The 17320-nt window shown below is 73.3% G+C and carries 13 protein-coding genes; 3 read left to right on the plus strand and 10 right to left on the minus strand.

The features are described 5' to 3' along the window. Nucleotides 1-483 precede the first annotated feature (483 nt). Complete coding sequence (locus KIT14_01950) at nt 484-1476, plus strand: beta-propeller fold lactonase family protein (protein ID MCW5889295.1); 993 nt, start codon at nt 484-486, stop codon at nt 1474-1476. A gap of 52 nt (nt 1477-1528) precedes the next feature. Next, nucleotides 1529-2287, plus strand: coding sequence for a glutathione S-transferase N-terminal domain-containing protein (locus KIT14_01955; GenBank protein MCW5889296.1), 759 nt, complete (start codon nt 1529-1531; stop codon nt 2285-2287). Between the two features lie 46 nt (nt 2288-2333). Here KIT14_01955 and KIT14_01960 read toward each other — a convergent pair whose 3' ends face one another. From KIT14_01960 to KIT14_01990, 7 genes are all read right to left on the minus strand, one after another. Next, complete coding sequence (locus tag KIT14_01960) at nt 2334-2810, minus strand: hypothetical protein (protein ID MCW5889297.1); 477 nt, start codon at nt 2808-2810, stop codon at nt 2334-2336. Nucleotides 2811-2842: 32 nt separating this feature from the next. Next, nucleotides 2843-3421, minus strand: coding sequence for a twin-arginine translocation pathway signal protein (locus tag KIT14_01965; GenBank protein MCW5889298.1), 579 nt, complete (start codon nt 3419-3421; stop codon nt 2843-2845). 247 nt (nt 3422-3668) lie between these two features. Then, entirely contained in the window at nt 3669-5471 is a 1803-nt protein-coding gene (locus KIT14_01970; GenBank protein MCW5889299.1) for a SulP family inorganic anion transporter, read from the minus strand. 93 nt (nt 5472-5564) lie between these two features. After that, the gene (locus tag KIT14_01975; protein MCW5889300.1) at nt 5565-6848 is read right to left on the minus strand and encodes a heme-binding domain-containing protein; all 1284 of its coding nucleotides are present in this window, start codon (nt 6846-6848) and stop codon (nt 5565-5567) included. 118 nt (nt 6849-6966) lie between these two features. Further along, complete coding sequence (locus KIT14_01980) at nt 6967-7326, minus strand: hypothetical protein (protein MCW5889301.1); 360 nt, start codon at nt 7324-7326, stop codon at nt 6967-6969. A 70-nt stretch (nt 7327-7396) separates the two neighbouring features. Next, entirely contained in the window at nt 7397-9262 is a 1866-nt protein-coding gene (locus KIT14_01985) for an ABC transporter ATP-binding protein (protein ID MCW5889302.1), read from the minus strand. A 198-nt stretch (nt 9263-9460) separates the two neighbouring features. Further along, complete coding sequence (locus tag KIT14_01990; protein MCW5889303.1) at nt 9461-10654, minus strand: glycosyltransferase family 1 protein; 1194 nt, start codon at nt 10652-10654, stop codon at nt 9461-9463. 346 nt (nt 10655-11000) lie between these two features. Between KIT14_01990 and KIT14_01995 the strand changes: the two genes are divergently transcribed. Beyond that, nucleotides 11001-11600 (plus strand): alpha-ketoglutarate-dependent dioxygenase AlkB, encoded by a 600-nt coding sequence (locus KIT14_01995; GenBank protein MCW5889304.1) that lies wholly within the window; start codon nt 11001-11003, stop codon nt 11598-11600. A 92-nt stretch (nt 11601-11692) separates the two neighbouring features. Here KIT14_01995 and KIT14_02000 read toward each other — a convergent pair whose 3' ends face one another. From KIT14_02000 to KIT14_02010, 3 genes are all read right to left on the minus strand, one after another. Next, on the minus strand, nt 11693-14680 hold the full coding sequence (locus tag KIT14_02000; protein MCW5889305.1) for a hypothetical protein: 2988 nt from the start codon (nt 14678-14680) through the stop codon (nt 11693-11695). A gap of 429 nt (nt 14681-15109) precedes the next feature. Further along, nucleotides 15110-16426, minus strand: coding sequence for a DUF1329 domain-containing protein (locus KIT14_02005; protein ID MCW5889306.1), 1317 nt, complete (start codon nt 16424-16426; stop codon nt 15110-15112). 111 nt (nt 16427-16537) lie between these two features. Beyond that, entirely contained in the window at nt 16538-17227 is a 690-nt protein-coding gene (locus KIT14_02010) for a rod shape-determining protein (GenBank protein ID MCW5889307.1), read from the minus strand. Between the last annotated feature and the right edge of the window lie 93 nt (nt 17228-17320).

A 17320-nucleotide genomic window follows, 5' to 3' on the forward strand; every position in this document is an offset into this window, starting at 1 on the left:
CCGCGATGAGAGCTGGACCGCGCGCCGAGCACGAGGCTCTATTCGCGCCTCTCGGCGAGGAAGACAACACGAAAAATTGCGGCGGCGCAGTCGCCTTGATCAGTGGGCCTCCGGCGCTCGCGAGCGGCGGACACGAATGGTGGACGCGTCGTACCCGATGTCGCAGACGCGTACCGATCGGGACGGACGTCCATGGGCGCGGACGCTCGCGCCGAACGACGCTTCGCACCGCGCCGTCCTGGTCGGTGGGCTCCTGCTCCGGGGACGCCGGACCGTCCCCGCGCCTTGCATTTCGCCGGCGCGAGGACGACGACGGGCACCCATGCCCCTGCGTACGTCCGTCCTCGTCGAGCGCCCGGGCACCGGCGACGTGACGTTGCCGATCGTCCGGCCGGACGGACCCATCGGACTGCGGGCGGAGCGCGACCACGTCGCGCCCTCGCGGCGTGTCCGGCGCCGCTCGCGGCGCCGAGGGGAGTGACGATGCGACGCATGATCCCGATCCTGCTCCTGGCCGCGCTGGCGGCGTGCGGCGCACCCGCGCGGCTGGCGCCCAGCGCCCCGCCGCTGCCGGCGGACGCCACGCTCGCGACCATCCCCGTCGGCACGCCGCCGACGTTCCTCGCCATCAGCCCCGACGGCAGCCGCGTCTTCGCCGCCTCGGCGAGCCAGCTCGTCGTCGTCCGCACCGACACGAACGCCGTCGCAGGCACGGCGACGATCCCGCCGTACACGAACGCCGTCGCGGTGACGCCCGACGGCCGGCGCGTCCTCAGCATCGGCGTGCGCGGCGCCTCGGTCACGGTCGTCGACGCGGCGACGGCGCAGGTGCTGAAGCCGCTCCCACTGATCCTCGGCATCAACCCGGGCGGCTTCGGCCGCATGGCGGCGACGCCCGACGGCGCCAGCGTGTGGGTGACGAACCAGCCGAAGGAGTACGTCGCGATCGCGCCGCTGAGCGGGGGCACCGCGGTCGAATCGCTGCTCGACATGCGCCCGACCGACGTGACCTTCACGCCCGACGGCCGCAGCGTCTATCTCACCGGCTGCCGCGACTTCTGCTCGACCGGGACCATCGAGCAGCTCGACGTCGCGTCGCGCAACGTCGTGCGGCGTCTCACCACGGGCCCGAGCCCGTACCGCTTCGCGCTCTCGCCCGACGGCACGCGCGGCTACACGACGAATCTCGCCGCGCCGAGCCTCTCGATCCTCGACCTCGGCAGCGGCAGCGTCGTCGCCACCGTGCCGGTCGGGGTCGAGCCGACGGGGCTCGCGGTCTCGCCGGACGGGAAGCGCGTCTACGTCGCGAGCCAGACGGCGGGAACGCTGGCGGTCGTCGACGCGCAGGCGGGTACCGTCTTGCGCACGCACCAGATGCCGAGCCAGCCGCGCGAGGTCGTGGTGAGCCCGGACGGGCGGAGGGTGTACGTGTCGGTACGGCGCGCGGTGCTCGTACTCGACGGCGGAGCCCTGTGACGCCTGCCGAGATCCCACCCCGCGCCGCACGGGCCGAACCAGGAGGGCCACGATGATCGATCTCCACTACTGGCCGACGCCGAACGGCTGGAAGGTCAGCATCATGCTCGAGGAGTGCGGGCTCGCCTACCGCACGATCGCCGTCGACATCGGCGGCGGCCAGCAATTCACGCCCGAGTTCCTGCGCATCAGCCCCAACAACCGCATGCCGGCGATCGTCGACCACGAGCCGCTCGGCGGCGGCGCACCGCTCGCGCTCTTCGAGTCGGGCGCCATCCTCGAGTACCTCGCCGACAAGAGCGGCCGCTTTCTCCCGCCCGCCGGCGCCGGGCGCTACACGGTCCTCCAGTGGGTCCACTGGCAGATGGCGAACCTCGGGCCGATGATGGGCAACGCCAACCACTTCAAGAACTACGCCAAGCAGCTCGTCGACGATCCGGCGCAGCTCGCGTACGGCACGCGCCGCTTCGTCGGCGAGGTCGACCGGCTGTGCGGCGTCATGGACGCGCAGCTCGGCGCGCGCCGCCACCTCGCCGGCGACGACTACACGATCGCCGACGTCGTCACCTGGCCCTGGGCCTCGCTGCTGGGCCGCCTGATCGACGAGGAGGTCTGGACCGCCTTCCCGCACCTGAAGCGCTGGGTCGACGAGGTCGGCGCACGGCCGGCCGTCCAGCGCGGGCGCGCGCTCCACAAGGAGTGGGGCGAGCGCAAGCTCTCGGACGAGGAGCAGCAGCGGCGCAAGGCGCTGCTCTTCAACCAGACGAACGCGTCGGTGCGGGCGGCCCGCGAGGCCGCGGCGAAGGGCTAGCGTCCCGCCGCGGCCGCGACGAGCGCCTCGATGTCGCGGCCTTCGCCTACTGCTCGACGACCGGGATCTCCGCCGCCAGGTCGAAACGGATGACGGCGTCCATCTTGTTCTCGATCTGGTAGAAGCGCACGACCTTGCGCCCGGGCAGCACCTTCGCGAACTGATCGAGGTAGGTCTGGCGCACCCTGGCGCGGTCGCTCTCGGCCGCCAGCCAGTCCTTCGCCAGCGTCAAGGCCTTTGCGTCGCCGATGGTCGAGAAGCCGGCGATGTACTCCTCGATCACCTTCGCGGCACGGTCCTGGATGCCGTTCAGCTCGCCCTGATAGCGGTCGTACAACGGCCAGAAGCCGGCGGCTTCGGTGTCGGTGAGCTGGAGGTTCGCGGCCACGAGCGCCTTGCGATTCGCACGGATCGTGTCGAGGAGGATCTGCAGGTTCGCCTGATCGGCCTCGCCGGCGTGCACCGGCAGTCCGAGCCCGACGAACGCCACGACGGCCAACGAGAGGGTGCGTGCGTAGGACATGGTCAGCCCGCCTTTCTTCCGAACCCGGTCCATCACTTGTCGATCCGCGTGATCTTGGAGCCCTGGATGCCGACGCCGGCCATGAGGCCCTTCTGACCCCACACGTAGGCGTAGACGTCGCTCGTGAGCGTGTTCGAGGTGATCGACCTGGCCACGCCCTGGTCGACGACGACCACGCTCGGGCCGACGCCGAGCTCGAAGCCGTAGGTGGCGTCGAGCTGGCGCAGCGCCTCGTCGGTCATGAAGAAGAGCGCGTAGGAGCAGGTCTGCACGCCCGCCTGGAGCCCGTACGACGCGGCCACCGAGTTGTAGTAGCCGGCGATGCGGCCGCCCTTGCGCAGCACGCCCTCGCCGATCTGCCCCCCGAAGAGGAAGCCGGCCTTCACCATCGAGGGAAACACCAGGATGGCCCTCGCCTGCTTGCCGAGGACGCGCGCGCTCGGCTGCTGCCGGTAGAGCAGGTCGAGCGCGGCCGCGGATTCGCGGTCGAGCTCGGCCGCCGAGGCGGCGAGCGCAGGCCGTGCCGCCCCCACCACGAGCAGCGCGAGCGCCGCGGCGAGGAGGAGGAGCGCGCCAGCCGCCCGCCTCGCAACCGCGCCGCGCGATGCCATTTCCCGAGTAGCTGTAGCCATCGACCTCGTCTCCCTCGTGCTCAGCGATCCGCCGGCCGCGCCCGTGCGGCGCGGCTTCGCCTTTACCTCGACGCGGCCGGACGCGCTTGCCTCCCGGCGCCAAGCCGCCACCTCCGACGCCAGAAAACGCGCCCGACGGCAAGCCGCTGCCGTCGGGGAGACGCGCGACGTTCGCAGTGGTGGAGTGGATGCCATCTGGGCCGGCTAGGGTCGCCGCGGCCGCCGGTCAGATCGAGTAGTACAACGCACCCTGCTTCGTGCTGGCCGATCCCCGGCCGCCGCAGCGCGGACACGAGTCGCCGAGGATGCTCGAGGCGTGCCGGATGGCCCGCGCGGTGCTCGTCAGCCGGACCGCGTCCTCGCGAAAGATGTTCGCGGCACCGATCTTGTCGGCGAGGCCGCAGTTGCGCATGCAGGCGAACATCCCGTCGCGCACGCCGCAGACGACGACCCGGACGCCGCGCGCGAGCAGCTGCTCGACGAAGCGCTCGAACGTCGCGATGCCGACGGCGTCGGGATTGCGCGCGCGCTTCATGCGCAGCACGACGGCCTGCGTCCACGGCCGGACGTGCTCGGTCATCGCCTCGACGCGGGCTTCGAGGCTCGCCGCAGAGCCGAAGTACATCTCGCCCTCGAGGCCGAAGATGAGGAGACAGCCGCACACCTCGTCGTCGCGCAGGTGCTCGTGCACCGTCCCATCGCCGGCGACCAGGAACTGGGTCAGATGCATCTGACCGGTTCGCGGCACGGCGAGCATGAACGACATGAAGACGCCGATCAGCACGCAGAACTCGATCGAGATCGCGAAGGCGGCGATCGCCGTCACCGCGACGATCGCGGCGTCGAAGCGCGACGTGCGCACGTGATAGCGCAGGTCGTGGACGTTCACCATGCGGGCCGCCGTCAGCATGAGCAGCCCCGCCAACGCCGAGCGCGGGATGAAGCGCGCGTAGGGCGCGAATACCAGCATGATGAGCGCGACGGCCACGGCCGACACGACGCCCGACCACTGGGTCTGCCCGCCCGCCTGCTGGTTGATCGCCGAGCGCGTGAGCGAGCCCGATCCGGGCATGCACTGGAAGAAGCTCCCCACGAGGTTCGCGAAGCCCTCGCTGAGGCACTGCTGGTTCAGGTCGAGCTTCTGGTGCGTGACGGCGGCGATCGCCTTGGCCATCGCGATCGCCTCGAGCAGGCCCAGCAGCCCGATCGCGAGCGCGCTCGTCGAGTACTCGCGGAGGTGCACCGCATCCACCGACGGCAGCCGGAAGGCCGGCAGGGACGCGGGAATGTCGCCGACGACCTTCACCCCCTGCCGGTCGAGCCCGAGCCACGCGGTGGCCGCCGCCGCGAGCACCACGACGATCAGGAACTCGGGTAGGAGCTTCCAGTCGAGCCGTCGCTTCAGCAGCCGGAGCAGCAACACGGCCGCGATCGACGCCACGCCGACCGCGAGCGTCGCATGGTGGATGGAGCCGCCCTCGGTGACCGTGAGCCAGAAGCGGTAGAGGAAGTGGTCGTGCGCGTCGCCCACGGCCTTCAGGCCGAGCAGGTTCTTCGTCTGGTCGAGGACGAGCAGCAGGCTCGCGCCGGCCGTGAATCCGACGATGACCGAGTGCGAGATGTAGCGGGTCAGATCGCCGAGGCGCAGCAGGCTGATGCCGAGCTGGATCGCGCCGACCATGAGCGCGATCAGCACCGCCGCCTGGACACGCTCGTCGGGCGCGGCGATGCCGCCGATGGCGCTCAGCAACGCGATCGAGATCGCGTTCGTCGGACCGTTGATGAGCTGGCGGGAGGAGTCGAGCACGGCCCCGACCGCGGTCATGACGATCGCGGTGTAGAGCCCGTACTCCGCCGGCAGCCCGGCGATCATCGCATAGGCCATCGCCTGTGGCACGGCGACCGCCGCGACCGAGAAGCCGGCGAGGAGGTCGGCGCGGGCCTGCCCGACGCCGTAGTGCCGCAGCGAGTCCAGCGCCGGAATTCGCCGCAGCAGGGGACTGCGGGGCGGAGAGGAGGGCAGCCCCATGCGTAGGTCACACAGGGGTAGCAGAAAGCCGCACGAGTGCGGAGCGCTCCGCCGTCCCCCGGGAACGGCCTCGGTCGGGAGCGCGACGGCGCGTCAGGGAAACGGCAGCCGCGGCGCCTCGCGCAGCGCCCGGGCGCGCGCGTCGGCCCCGGCGGGGTCCGTGGGTGCCACGGCGAGCGGGGCGCCTTCCCAGCGCCGGTACACCCCGTCGCGCACGACCTCGACGGCCTCGAGCGCCCCCGGGATACGGGCGCCGAACCAACTCGGGTCGTCGCGTCGCCGCCAGGTGACGCGGGCGAGCGATGCGTCCGGCGGGACCGGCGTGCCGGCCCGCGCCGCCGCGACGGCGGCGGCGTCGCCGAACAGCGTCGCCATCGTGTCCGCGGCCGGATCGACCGCGGCGGCGACGACGCGCCACGCGAGCGGATCGACGGGCAGCACGCCGGCGGGCGCGAGCCGCCGGTCGAGCGGGGGCGTGAAGACGTAGTCCGCGTCGCGCATCGGGGCATGGCAGCCGACGCACTCGCCCGCGAACGCAGCGTCGGTACCGTACGGCTCGAAGCCGGCGCCGCGCCAGCGGCCCCACCCCCAGCCGTCGGTCGCCGCCCACCGCGCGGCGTCCTTCGCCATGAGCTCGACCTGCACGAACGAGCCGCCGCGCAGGACGCCGTCCGCATCGACCACCGTCTCCCACGTCACCTTCGCGAACGTCGTCCCGTCCGGCCACGGCGGGAAGGCGCCGTCGGCGATCGCACGCATGGCGACGTCGTTGCCCAGGATCTGTCGCAGCGTCCCGTTGTCGAAGCGCTCGCTGCCGTCGACGAGCCGCCAGTCGCGATAGTCGGGCTGGAAGGCGAGGCCGTTCGGCGCCGGCCGCACCGTCGCGGGCCGCGGCGGCAGCGGCGCGGGGGCCTGCGCCGACGCCGGCTTCGGCGGCGGCGCGAGCGTGCGCAGCCACGCCTCGACGAGGGCCACGTCGGCCGGGCTCGGCGCGGCGTCGCGGTGGACGAGCGTGTAGCGCCACGGCGGCATGGCACCCAGGCGCACGTGGTTGATCGCCTCCCAGAGGGCCGCGCGCTGCGTGCCGACGGGCCGCGCGCCCAGCTCCGAGAAGTTCAGGTGCTCGCGCCCCTCGCGCACGTCGGCGACGACGAGCCAGTACGCCGGGACGATGCGATCGAACCAGGGCAGCCGCGTCTCGTTCGAGTGGCAGTCGAAGCAGGCCCGGCGCAGCACGGCGAGCACGTCGGGCGGCACGTCGACGGTGTGGTCGACGGGCCCCGAGGGCAGCTCGGGACGCACGAGCTGGGCGGCGAGGAAGACGGTGAGGGCCGCGCCGGCGGTCCACGCGGCGGCCCGGCGGGTCCGGTGGGTCATGGCAGCGGCCACAGCAACACCCGTTCCGTCTCCGCCGCCCGGCCGGGCGTGCCCGCGCCGGCCGCGCGCGCCGCCGGGACGGCATCACGCCGCGATCTCGGCAGAGCGGCGACGCGGATCAACGCTGCACCAGCGCCACGCCGAGCACGATGAGGAGCGTCCCCGCCCACTGCGCCGGCTGGATCGCCTCGCCGAAGAACCAGTGCGCGGCGAAGACCTGGACGGCGATGACGCTGAGCCCGGTCGTCAGCGGGTAGGCGACGCCGAGCGGCAGGTAGCGCAGGAGGCCGGTGAGGCAGAGCACGGTGACGAAGCCGGCGAGGTTGCCCGCGATCTGCCAGACGACCACGTCGCTCCACGTCGCCCCGTACGCCGACCAACGCAGCGCCACGTTGGTGACGACGTTGAGGAGGACGTGCAGCACGACCAGGAGAACGACGACGAGCGGCGCATCCGGCAGCGGCGGGAGGGCGGGCATCGCCGTCCACGAGTAGCACGAGCGCGGTCCGCGCGGAGCGGCGGGGCGCGCGGCGCCGGCGGCCGGGCGGCTACGGCCCATGCCCGCCGGCGCTGCGCGCGAAGCGCGCGAACCAGCCGTCGCCCCGGCGCAGCTCGTCGACCGTGCCCGTCTCGGCGACCCGGCCGCGGGGGGGCACCAGCACCCGCTCGGCGGGCTCGACCATCGCGAAGCGGTGCGCGATCACCAGCATCGTGCGTCCGTGGCGCTGCTCGAGGAGGGCCTGCTTGACGTCGGCCTCGGTCGCGAAGTCGAGGTTGGCGGTGGCCTCGTCGAGGACGAGAAGCCGCGGCCGCGCGAGCAACGCGCGCGCCAGCAGCAGGCGCTGCCGCTCGCCCACCGACAGCCCGATGCCGCCCTCGCCGATGGGCGCGTCGAGCCCGTCGCCGAGCCGCGCCAGCGCCGCCTCGAGGCCGGCGATGCGGACGACCTCCCGCACCTCGGCGTCCGAGGCGTCGGGCCGGTCGTAGCGGACGTTGTCGGCGATCGTGCCGCGGAACAGGGCGCCGTCCGTCGACACGACGGCGATCGCGGCGCGCACCGCCGCCGCGTCCACCTCCCGCAGCGGCTGGCCGTCGACCACGATCGCGCCGGCGTCCGGCTCGTACAGGCGCAGGAGCAGGTCGACGGTGGTGGTCTTGCCCGAGCCCGACGGGCCGACGAGCGCGGTGGTGAGGCCCGGCTCGATTGTGAACGACAGGCCGCGCAGGACCTCGCAGCCGGGTACGTACGAGAAGCGCACGTCGCGGAGCTCGACGCGCCCGGGACCGGGCGCCAGCGCGCCGCCGCCCGACTCGGCGCCGCCGTGCCGCTGGAGCCGCAGCGCCCGGGCGACGGACGCCATGTCCTGCTGGAGCGTGTTCACGAGCCGGCTCAGCTCCTGCACGGGATCGAGCAGCCGGTCGAGGTAGACGACGAACATCACCACGTCGCCGGGCGTGAGCGCGTGCGCCATCACCTGGAGCCCGCCGTAGCCTAGGACGAGGGTCTGGCCGGCGTAGGTCAGCGCCGCCTGCGCCATGAGGTAGCGGTTCTCGGCGACGTTGCGATCGACGTGCTGGCGGTACGCGGTGTCGAGCGCGCTCGCGAGGCGGCGGCCTTCGCGGCCTTCGGCGCCCGCGAGCTTCACGGTCTTGATGCCGCCGACGGCGTCCTGCACGCGGGCCGTCGCCGTCTCCCAGAGCTCGTAGTAGTCGTCGAGCCCCGCTTCGAGCCGGCGCACCATGCGCCACGACACCCACGCGTAGGCGGGGATCGTCGCGAGCGCGATCGCCGTCAGGCGCGGGTGGACCGTGAGCATGACGCCGACGGTGAGCGCGACCTGGAACGCCGTGGGCAGCAGATCGCGCGCGAGGGCGCCGACGATGGGCGAGACCGCGTCGATCTGCGCCACCTGCTTCACGAGCGCGCCGCTCGGACGCAGCGCGAAGAACGCGAGCGGGCGACGCAGGAGCGCGAGGAAGGTGGCGAGGACGAGGCGCTTCTCGACACCGTCGGCCACGCGCACCGAGGCGTTGTCGGCGGCGTAGAAGAAGAACTGGGCGGCCGTCTTCAACAGGAAGAGCAGCGCCACCGCCTCGAGCAGCAGCACCACGACCTGCTGGGGATGTCGTGGCGCGACGTGGCCGCGCGTGTGCGGCTGGCGTGTCGCCTCCGCCATCTCCTCCGGCGTCAGCGAGACGCTGGCGGCGCGGTGCACGAAGAGGCCGGACAGGTCGTTGACGGCGCTGCGGTAGACGAGCGGCGCGCCGACCTCCGCCAGGCTCGACAACGCCGCGAGCAGCGCGATCCATGCGAAGGTCCGCAGGTGCGGTCGGCAGAGCCCGACGACGTGCCGGACGACCTCCCGCGTACTCGGCAGGCGCTCGGCGTTCGGCCCATCCGGGTCCGCGTCCATCCACCGCGTCTATGCGGGGGCGGCGCCCGGACTGTCCAGGCCCGGCGCCGCGCTCGTCGCTCCCCACGGGAGGCTCGACCGCCGCACCCCACGCAGGCCTCCGCATCGTGCGCCAGAACGCCGGCGATTTCGCGCCATGGGCCGAGACGACGGAGCCTGACGCTCCATCGTGTTTCCAGAGGGCGCGGGACCCCGGCGTCAGCGCGCAGCCGTCCCGACCTGCTCCAGAAGGGCGAGCGCCCGCCGTCGCCCCGCCTCGACGTCGAGCGTCGTCGCGAAGCGCCGGCATTCCGCGGCGAGCGGAGCGTCGGCCAACGCCGCGGCGATGGCGTCGCGCAGCTCGTGCGTCGGCGCCGTGGGGGCGAGGACGCGCCCGAGTCCCCGGCTCCGCACGCACTCCGCCACCGCGTGCTGATCACGTCCCATCGGCAGGCAGACGAGCGGCACGCCGGCGGTCACTGCCGCCATGACGGTGCCGTGGCCCGCGTGGGTTACGACGAGACGCGCGTGCGGCAGCACCGCGGCGTGCGGCACGAACGGCAACGCCACGGCGTTCGCCGGCAGCCGCAGCGCCTCGGCGGTCACGGCGGGTCCCAGGGTGACGAGAACACGCGCCGGCAGGCCGGCGACCGCGTCGGCGACGCGCTGCAAGGTCGCGACCTGGTTCTGGAAGCTCGTGCTGAAGCTGACGAGCACGAGAGGCCGTGCGTCTTCGGCCGCCCACGGCAGCGCGAAGGCCGGCGGCGCCGCGTCCGTCGTGTCCGTCGTGGAGGCGAGCGGGCCGATGTAGTGCGGCACCGGCAGCGGCGGCCGGGCGGGCGCGTCGAGCGCCTCCCAGGTGAACGCGAGGATCGCGTCGGCGCGCCCCATCCCGATCGCATCGGCGGGAAGCGGCTCGAGGCCGAGCGTCGCGCGATAGGCGTTCAGGATGTCGGCCGGCCCCGGCGACGGGAACGCGAGCTGCCCCGCGAGCGCGGCGAAGACGGTGTGCCAGAGGACGACGGTCGGCAGCCCGGTCCGCTCGGCCGCGTGGGACGCCATGAGCAGCATCTGGTCGACCAGCAGGACGTCGGGCGTCTCGGTCTCGACCGCCCGCTGCAGCGCCGCGCCGTATCCGCGGTTGAAGTAGACGGCGCGCGCCACGCGCATCCGCTCCGCCGTCGCCGTCTCGCCTGGGGCCGAGGACAGATCCACGTCGAGACTCGGGTCGTACTGCTCGAAGCGCGCGCCGGCGGCGCGCACGACGTGCGCGTGACTGGCATGCGACAGGACACGCACCGCGTGGCCTCGAGCGAGCAGCGCCCGGACGAGCGCGCGCTCGGGCGGCCAGTTGCCGGCGGCATCCAGCGTGACGAGGAGGAAGCGGCGCGGCGCGGCCGTCGTCAGGGTCACACCTCGCGACCTGTCCCGTCGGATCGCATGCGCGCCGGCACGTTGACCAAGCGCAACCGCCGCGTCAACGCGTCGCCTACGCGCCCTGGACGGCGCAGCGCGCGCCTTGCCCACCCACGACAGGGCGGGCGCGAGCGCCGCCGCGGTGGCGGCGCCGCGGATGAGCGAGCGACGGCTGATGCCCTCGGCGTCCGCGCTCATGGCAGCCAATCCGGTACGAGCTGCGTGATGGGCGCCGGCGCCGCCGCACGCAGTGCAGCGCGCGGCAGGACGGTGCCGGCGAAGAAAGCAGCGCGGAAGTCGCGCGCGGCTGGCGTCCGGCCACCGGGCGCGCAACCATCCGGGCATGGTGCTGCCGCCCGAGCTCACCTATCGGCCCGGCGTGTTCGACGCGGCGGCGAGCGCGGCCCACATCGCCGGGCTGATCGCCGAGCTCGCGTGGGAGGCGCAGCGCTTCACGATCTACGGCCGCACGATGCCCATGCCGCGCCTGATCGCGATGTACGGGCCGGCCGGCTACCGCTACTCCGGCGTCGTGCATCCGCCGCAGCCGCTCGCGCCGCGGCTCGAGACCATCCGTACCGTCGTCGAGCAGGCGACCGGCCTACGCTTCAACGCGGTCCTGGCGAACCTCTACCGCGACGGACGCGACTCGGTGGGCTGGCACCGCGACGACGACTACGTCCACGGCGGCCAGGCCGCGATCGCCTCGGTGAGCTTCGGCGCCGTCCGCCGCTTCGAGCTGCGCGAAGCCGCCGGCGCTCCGGCGATCGCCGTCGACCTCGAACCGGGCTCGCTGCTGCTCATGCACGCCGGCGCCGTGCAACGCTTCGCGCACCGCGTGCCGAAGACCACGGCGGTGGTCGGGCCGCGCGTCAACCTGACGTTCCGGCACATGCTGCCGCGCGGGACAGGCCCCAGTCCTGCGCCGCGGCGCCGAGCGTGAGCCGCCAGGCGAGATGACGCGGCACGCCGCCGCCACCTCCCGCCCCGACGCCGCGCCGGTCGTCCGCGCGACGCGGGCCGGCCGCCGCGACCTCAGCTCCCGGTCTGCTGCGCCGTCGCGAGGCCGACCGGCGTCGACGTGACCGCGACCGCGCGGCTCGGCACGGCGACCGTCTCGAGCGTGGCGGCGACGTCGGTGTCGCCCATCGCGCAGGGCAGGTTGGTGATGCCGAGCGGCGTGGTGGTGACGGCGCCGGGCGCGAAGGCGATCGTGCCGTCCTTCGCGAACGGCTTGAAGGCCCAGAGCCGGCCGCCGGTGAACGGATCGAGCGCGTCGGCGAGGAGCGTCGTCGCGACCACGCCGCCGTCGTCGGCGAGGCGCACCGCGACGTGGCCCGAGTTCGCGTGCGCGCCCGGCGCGCCGAACGTGTAGCGCTTCGCCCACAGGATGTTGCCGACGCCGTCGAGGCCCACCAGCGCCGCGCTGGGCACGTTCCCGGGCTCGTTGCCGGTGAGGCTCACCGCGGAGCCGCCGGCGACGTAGCCGGTCGTCGGCAGCTCGGCCAGCGAGTCGAGGAGGAACACCGAGCCGGCGCCGAAGCCGAAGCCGGGGAACGCGGCGAAGCCGACGCTGCCGTCCGCGCGCAGGCGCAGCAGCAGCCCATTGTGCTGCGCGCCGCCGCTGCCGGCGATCGTCACCTCGCCCCGGGACCCGACGATCGCCGCCGACGGGATCGCGTCGGGCGCCTGCACGCAGCCGTCGTAGCGCTTCGCCCAGACGACCGTGCCGTCGCCGCGCACGCGGGCGGCGACGAGCGGATCGCCGGCATCGCGCGAGGCGCCGGCGACGAAGAGCTCGTCGCCGACCGGCTCGGCGACGTTCAACCGCAGCCGGTCGAAGCCGTCGAGCAGGCGGAACGTCGAGCCGCCGTCGGTCGCGTGCAGGACGAAGGCGTGCGATTCGCCGGCGCAGCCGCCGGCGATCCAGGCGCCGCCGCGGCCATCGGCGGTGAGCGCCGTGAGGTCGACGTCGCAGATCTCGAGCGGCACGTCCCACGCCCGCGCACCGACGACGCGGCCGTCCTGTGCGACCTTCGCGAGCACGATCGGCGCCAGGCCGGGGATGCTGCCGGCGACGAAGAGGGTCGCGTCGCGCGCCGAGCGCACGCGCAGCGGCGCGAGCGGCACGCCGTCGAGCTCGAGGTCGCGCGCCCAGACGAGCGTACCGGCGTCGTCGAACTTCGTGAGCGTCTCGACGCCGTAGCCGGAGCGCACGTAGCGGCCGTCGATGGTGCGCTGGAGATCGGAGAAGAGGACGCCGTTGCCCGGCGACGCCGCCTGCGCGCCCTCGACCGGCGAGTCCCAGGTACGCGACCACGGCGTGTACGTGGGCATCGCCAGCCGGGTCGCGTCGGGGCCGGCGCCGGGCGGCAGCGTGGAAGCGTCGGGCGGCGCGGTGCAGTCGCCGGTCGCGAGGGAGAGCTCGAGCGGCGTCAGCGACGGCGCCTTCCAGTCGACCAGCGTCACCGCGCCGATCAGCGGCAACGCGGGGCTCGTCACCTTCACGCCGAGCGTCGCCTCGAGGCCGGCCTTCAGCGCCCAGCAGGGGGCGTCGAGGATGTTCGCCTCGATCGATCCGTACGGCTGCGCCGTCGCGTACGGCCCGGTGACGCCGAAGAGCAGCAGGTTCAGCGTCGCGCCGATGCCGACCTTGGCGAACGCCTGCAGCGAGACCGCGGTGTCGTTCGGCCCGAAGTCGCTGCTCACCAGCACGGGCTCCCTGAACTGCGGCGCCGACGTCTGCTTCGACGAGACGGCCACCGAGGTCTCGAACACCGCCTCGCCGTGCAGCCCGGTCGAGAAGCGTCCCGACGCGCCGCCGGACAGCGCGGCGGTGACGTCGGCCTTCGGCACGAACACGAGCGGGCCGACGATGATCGGCGCCAGCGTTTCCGACGCGAGCTCGACCTCCTTCTCGTACTCGAGCAGCGCCGCGCCCTTCACGTTGGCGTTCGCGCTCACCTGCGGGAACACGACGAAGGTGACCTTCGCCTCCGGGATCAGCTCGTCGATCGAGCACTGCGGCGGATCGCCGACCAGCACGTCGGCGAAGCTCTCGAGGCAGCTGGCGACGACGTTCGGCAGCTCGGTGATGCCGCCCCAGTCGACCTCGAGCCCGAAGTCGTAGTCGAACCCGCCGCCGATCTCGCCCTCGACCTTGATCTGGTCGTTGTCGGTCTCCTCGTCGCCGTCGCCGTCGAAGAGGACGTAGTCGAAGTCCTTCTTGGTGCCGAAGTCGAGGAGCGGACGGATGGCGCGCGAGGTCGCGAGCGTGGACGCCGCGCCCGACGCCGTCACCGGCGTCGAGCCGGAGCCGTGGACGTTCAGCTTCGCGTACGCGAGCTGGATCGGCGCCTGCCCGGTGCGCAGGACGAGCTGCGCGCCGCTCCGCTCCACCGCGAGCACCGCGCGCAGCAGCCCCGCCGGCGTGCTCGGAGAGACGCCCGCCACGAGCACGCTGCCGACGGCGACGCCGTCGAGCGCCGGCGGCGCCGGATCGAAGACCAGCGTGCCGTCGCCGGGATCCGGCGCCAGCGCGCCGAGATCGGCGCTGCGCAGCTCGCGCGTCGACGGGAAGGGCAGCGCCGCGAGCCCGTCGCACGCGTCCCGACAGGTGCGGAACGCGCTGCCGGTCGGGAAGACGTCCCGGCACTTGGTCGCCTTCGCGATCGTGCAGACGCTGCCGCCCTTCTTGCGGCACAGGGCGAAGCCGGAGCGGCCGCACGTCGTGGCGCCGAGGACGCGCGCGACCTCTTTGCGACAGGCCTTCGGGAAGCCGCCCTTGCCGAGCGTGTCGACGAAGCTGCGCACGACCGGCTTCCAGCACCTCGCGTACGCCTTCGGCGACGCCGCCGCGTCGCACGGGCAGGCCGCGGCGGCCGCGGTGCGGACGTCGGCGAGCACGCCTTCGGGGCACTTCGACGCCTGGCCGCAGCTCAGCTTGGGGCCGGCCGCCCGGGCGTTCCCGGCTGCGAGCGCCGCGGCGAGGACGAGGGTCGAAAGCACTCCGATCACGCGCATGCCGGCGGTCATATCCCTCGGTGCGTGCGCCGTACACGCATAATTCAGGGGAGGCATACAGGGCCTCCCTCGTACGGTTTCGGCGACGAAGGGGCCCGCCGCCACGAGGCTCGGTCTATGGCGCCATCCCTACGACCGAAGGCCGTGGTGAGAACGGCGCCAGCCATGCCAGCAAGTCGCGTCGCGTTCCTGCCTCGTGGTCGTCGTGCTCGGCTTTCAGCGAGCGGCGTCGGCATCGGAGCCCGCCATCTGCGCGAAAAAGGGTCGGACCCTGCGGACGCCGACCGCCTCGGAGCCCTCGTCGGCGGCTATCCCGAGGGCGCCGGGCCGGTTACGTTCGCCGGAACCTGGGCCGTGACGAGCGGGGGATACTGAGCCCCCGCCCGTTGCCGCCCGCCCCCTCACCCGTCGCGACGCAAGAACGGCCGCCTACTTCCCGAAGCGACTCAGCGTCGAGAAGTCGAAGAAGCCGGGCGAGAGCGGCTGGCGGCGGTCGTTGCCGACGTCGTCACCCGGGGCGACGAGGCCGGCGAGCGTGGCGCGGTTCGCCTTCACGTTCTCGGCGCACTGGTAGCCGAAGGTCGAGCCCAGCCAGCGCTCGGTGGCGTCGAACGGCGCCGAGGGCGGGCCCGAGATCTGGTACGTGTTCATCAGGTCGCCGGTCCACGAGAACTTCCGGTTCCAGGCGCCCTCGTAGGTGTACGAATCGATCCACAGCTCGATCTTGCCGTAGAGGTAGTACTTGTCCTTCGGGACGCCTTCGATCACCCACATCTTGCGCTTGGTGAGGCCCGCCGCGACCGGCGCCCAGGCGACGCCCTTCCAGTCGGCGACCTGGAAGCCGGCGGTGCGCTCGTTGTTGCCGAAGATGGTGCGCCACCCGCCGCCGGGCATCGCCACACGCTTCACCTCGCCCTTCAGCGCGCCCGGGTCGGTGATGCGCAGGCCCTCGCGCAGACCGACCAGCTTCCACTCGAAGTCCTGCGGCTTGCCGTCGAAGAAGTTGCCGTCGTCCTGGCTCAGGTCCGAACCGAGGAAGCCGTCGGAACGGTTGGTCGGCGAGACGCCGCGGACGCGGCGCAGGGCGGGCACGTAGGCCCAGCTGGAATCGCGCTTGTCGGGGTCGTTGAAGCGCCACGAGAGCGCCGAGGTGCCCTGGAGGTCGGCGGGGCTCGTGGTCAGCGCGAGGAACTGGAACAGCAGGTTGTCGGGGTTCTTCGGCGGGATCAGGCGCTTCGGCTGGCCGTCGTAGTAGAGGAAGGTGACGTCCTGGATGGCGCTGCGCTCGACGCCGGTCGGGCTGATCCAGTTGAGCGACGTCGTGTTGCGGCTGTTGCCGCCGATGTAGACCGTGTACGTCGTGTTCCAGAGGATCTTGTAGGCCGCGTCGGGGTCGTCTTCCTTGATGTCGGGGAAGAGCGTGCCGGTGATGTAGGGCGGCTTCTCCTTGGTGTCCTTGTCGACCGGGACCTTGTTGGCGTCGAGCACGAGATGCTCGCGGTTCCACTGCGTCGCCTCGGCGTGGGTGTCGTCCCACTGGAACGCCGAGTCGGGGAAGTCGACGATGACGTTCGCATACTGGCCCTTCTCGTAGTGCGCGTAGATCTCGGGCGGCAGCAGGTCCTTCGCCTGCGCCGCGTTGCTCTGGTCCAGCATCGTCCCGGCGCTGAGCTGGGCGTGCGCCCCGGAGCTCACCACGAGGGCGCCCGAAACCGCGAGCGCCAGCAGCGTCGTCGTTCTGCCCATGGCCTTGGTCCCCCTATCCGTCCACACGATCGGCCGAATTGAGCACGAACCTCCCCCGTGCGGGAAGCGAAACGGGCCATGTGCTCGCACGATCGCGGGCGGCGACGCCGCTCAGGGGCCCGAACGGGTGGCACGGACGTCGTCGCTCATCGGCCAGGCGCCCACCCGCGCCGCCTCCCGCAGGACGGCCGACGCGCCGCGGATGACGGCGTTGAGCGGGTCGTCGGCTACGCGCGTCGCGACCTGGGTCGCGTCCTCGATCACGGCGCGCAGACCGGGGAGCAGGGCGCCGCCGCCCGTGAGCACGATGCCGCCGTCGATCACCTGGCAGGCGGCACGGTCGTCGAGCCCACGCAGCAGGCCGGCGACGCAGGCGGCGATCGCCGCGGTCGACGCCGCCAGCGCGGCATGCACGGCGCCGGCGTCGACACCCGTGGCGCCGTCCCGCCGCGCGGCCACACCGACGGCGTCGCCGCCGACACCGTGCGTGCGCAGGGATGCGCTCGGCCGCGCGGCGTCGACCCGCGCCCGCCCGCGCGCCGGAGCGCCGCCCGCGCGCAGCGTCGCGCAGCCGACGCGCACCGCCGCGCTGGCGACGAGGCCGCGCTGATCGACGACGCTGGCGTCGGTGACGCCTTCGCCGACGTCGACCACCATCTGCGCGAACCCCGACGCGAGGTCCGCGCCCGCGCCGATCGCCGCCGCGACCGGCTCGGCGAGCAGCGTGACGTCGGCCGCGCCCGCCGACGCCACCGCTGCGCGCAGCGCCTGCCGCTCCGCGCTGCAGGCGTCGGACGGCACGTGCGAGGACGCGCGGCCTGCGCCAGCCCCAGCGCGGAGCCGCACGAGCGCACCACGGCCACCGCCGCGGCGGCGTCGTAGACGACGCCGCCG

Source organism: bacterium (assembly GCA_026129405.1).
Taxonomy (GTDB): domain Bacteria; phylum Desulfobacterota; class Binatia; order DP-6; family DP-6; genus JAHCID01.

What these genes read in the sequence shown, in the direction of transcription:
- KIT14_01980 (MCW5889301.1), bottom strand. Translation starts at nt 7,326, where the DNA reads ATGCCCGCCCTCCCGCCGCTGCCGGATGCGCCGCTCGTCGTCGTTCTC.
- KIT14_01995 (MCW5889304.1), top strand. Translation starts at nt 11,001, where the DNA reads ATGGTGCTGCCGCCCGAGCTCACCTATCGGCCCGGCGTGTTCGACGCG.
- KIT14_01985 (MCW5889302.1), bottom strand. Translation starts at nt 9,262, where the DNA reads ATGGACGCGGACCCGGATGGGCCGAACGCCGAGCGCCTGCCGAGTACG.
- KIT14_01975 (MCW5889300.1), bottom strand. Translation starts at nt 6,848, where the DNA reads ATGACCCACCGGACCCGCCGGGCCGCCGCGTGGACCGCCGGCGCGGCC.
- KIT14_01965 (MCW5889298.1), bottom strand. Translation starts at nt 3,421, where the DNA reads ATGGCATCGCGCGGCGCGGTTGCGAGGCGGGCGGCTGGCGCGCTCCTC.
- KIT14_02000 (MCW5889305.1), bottom strand. Translation starts at nt 14,680, where the DNA reads ATGCGCGTGATCGGAGTGCTTTCGACCCTCGTCCTCGCCGCGGCGCTC.
- KIT14_01970 (MCW5889299.1), bottom strand. Translation starts at nt 5,471, where the DNA reads ATGGGGCTGCCCTCCTCTCCGCCCCGCAGTCCCCTGCTGCGGCGAATT.
- KIT14_01950 (MCW5889295.1), top strand. Translation starts at nt 484, where the DNA reads ATGCGACGCATGATCCCGATCCTGCTCCTGGCCGCGCTGGCGGCGTGC.
- KIT14_01960 (MCW5889297.1), bottom strand. Translation starts at nt 2,810, where the DNA reads ATGTCCTACGCACGCACCCTCTCGTTGGCCGTCGTGGCGTTCGTCGGG.
- KIT14_01955 (MCW5889296.1), top strand. Translation starts at nt 1,529, where the DNA reads ATGATCGATCTCCACTACTGGCCGACGCCGAACGGCTGGAAGGTCAGC.
- KIT14_02005 (MCW5889306.1), bottom strand. Translation starts at nt 16,426, where the DNA reads ATGGGCAGAACGACGACGCTGCTGGCGCTCGCGGTTTCGGGCGCCCTC.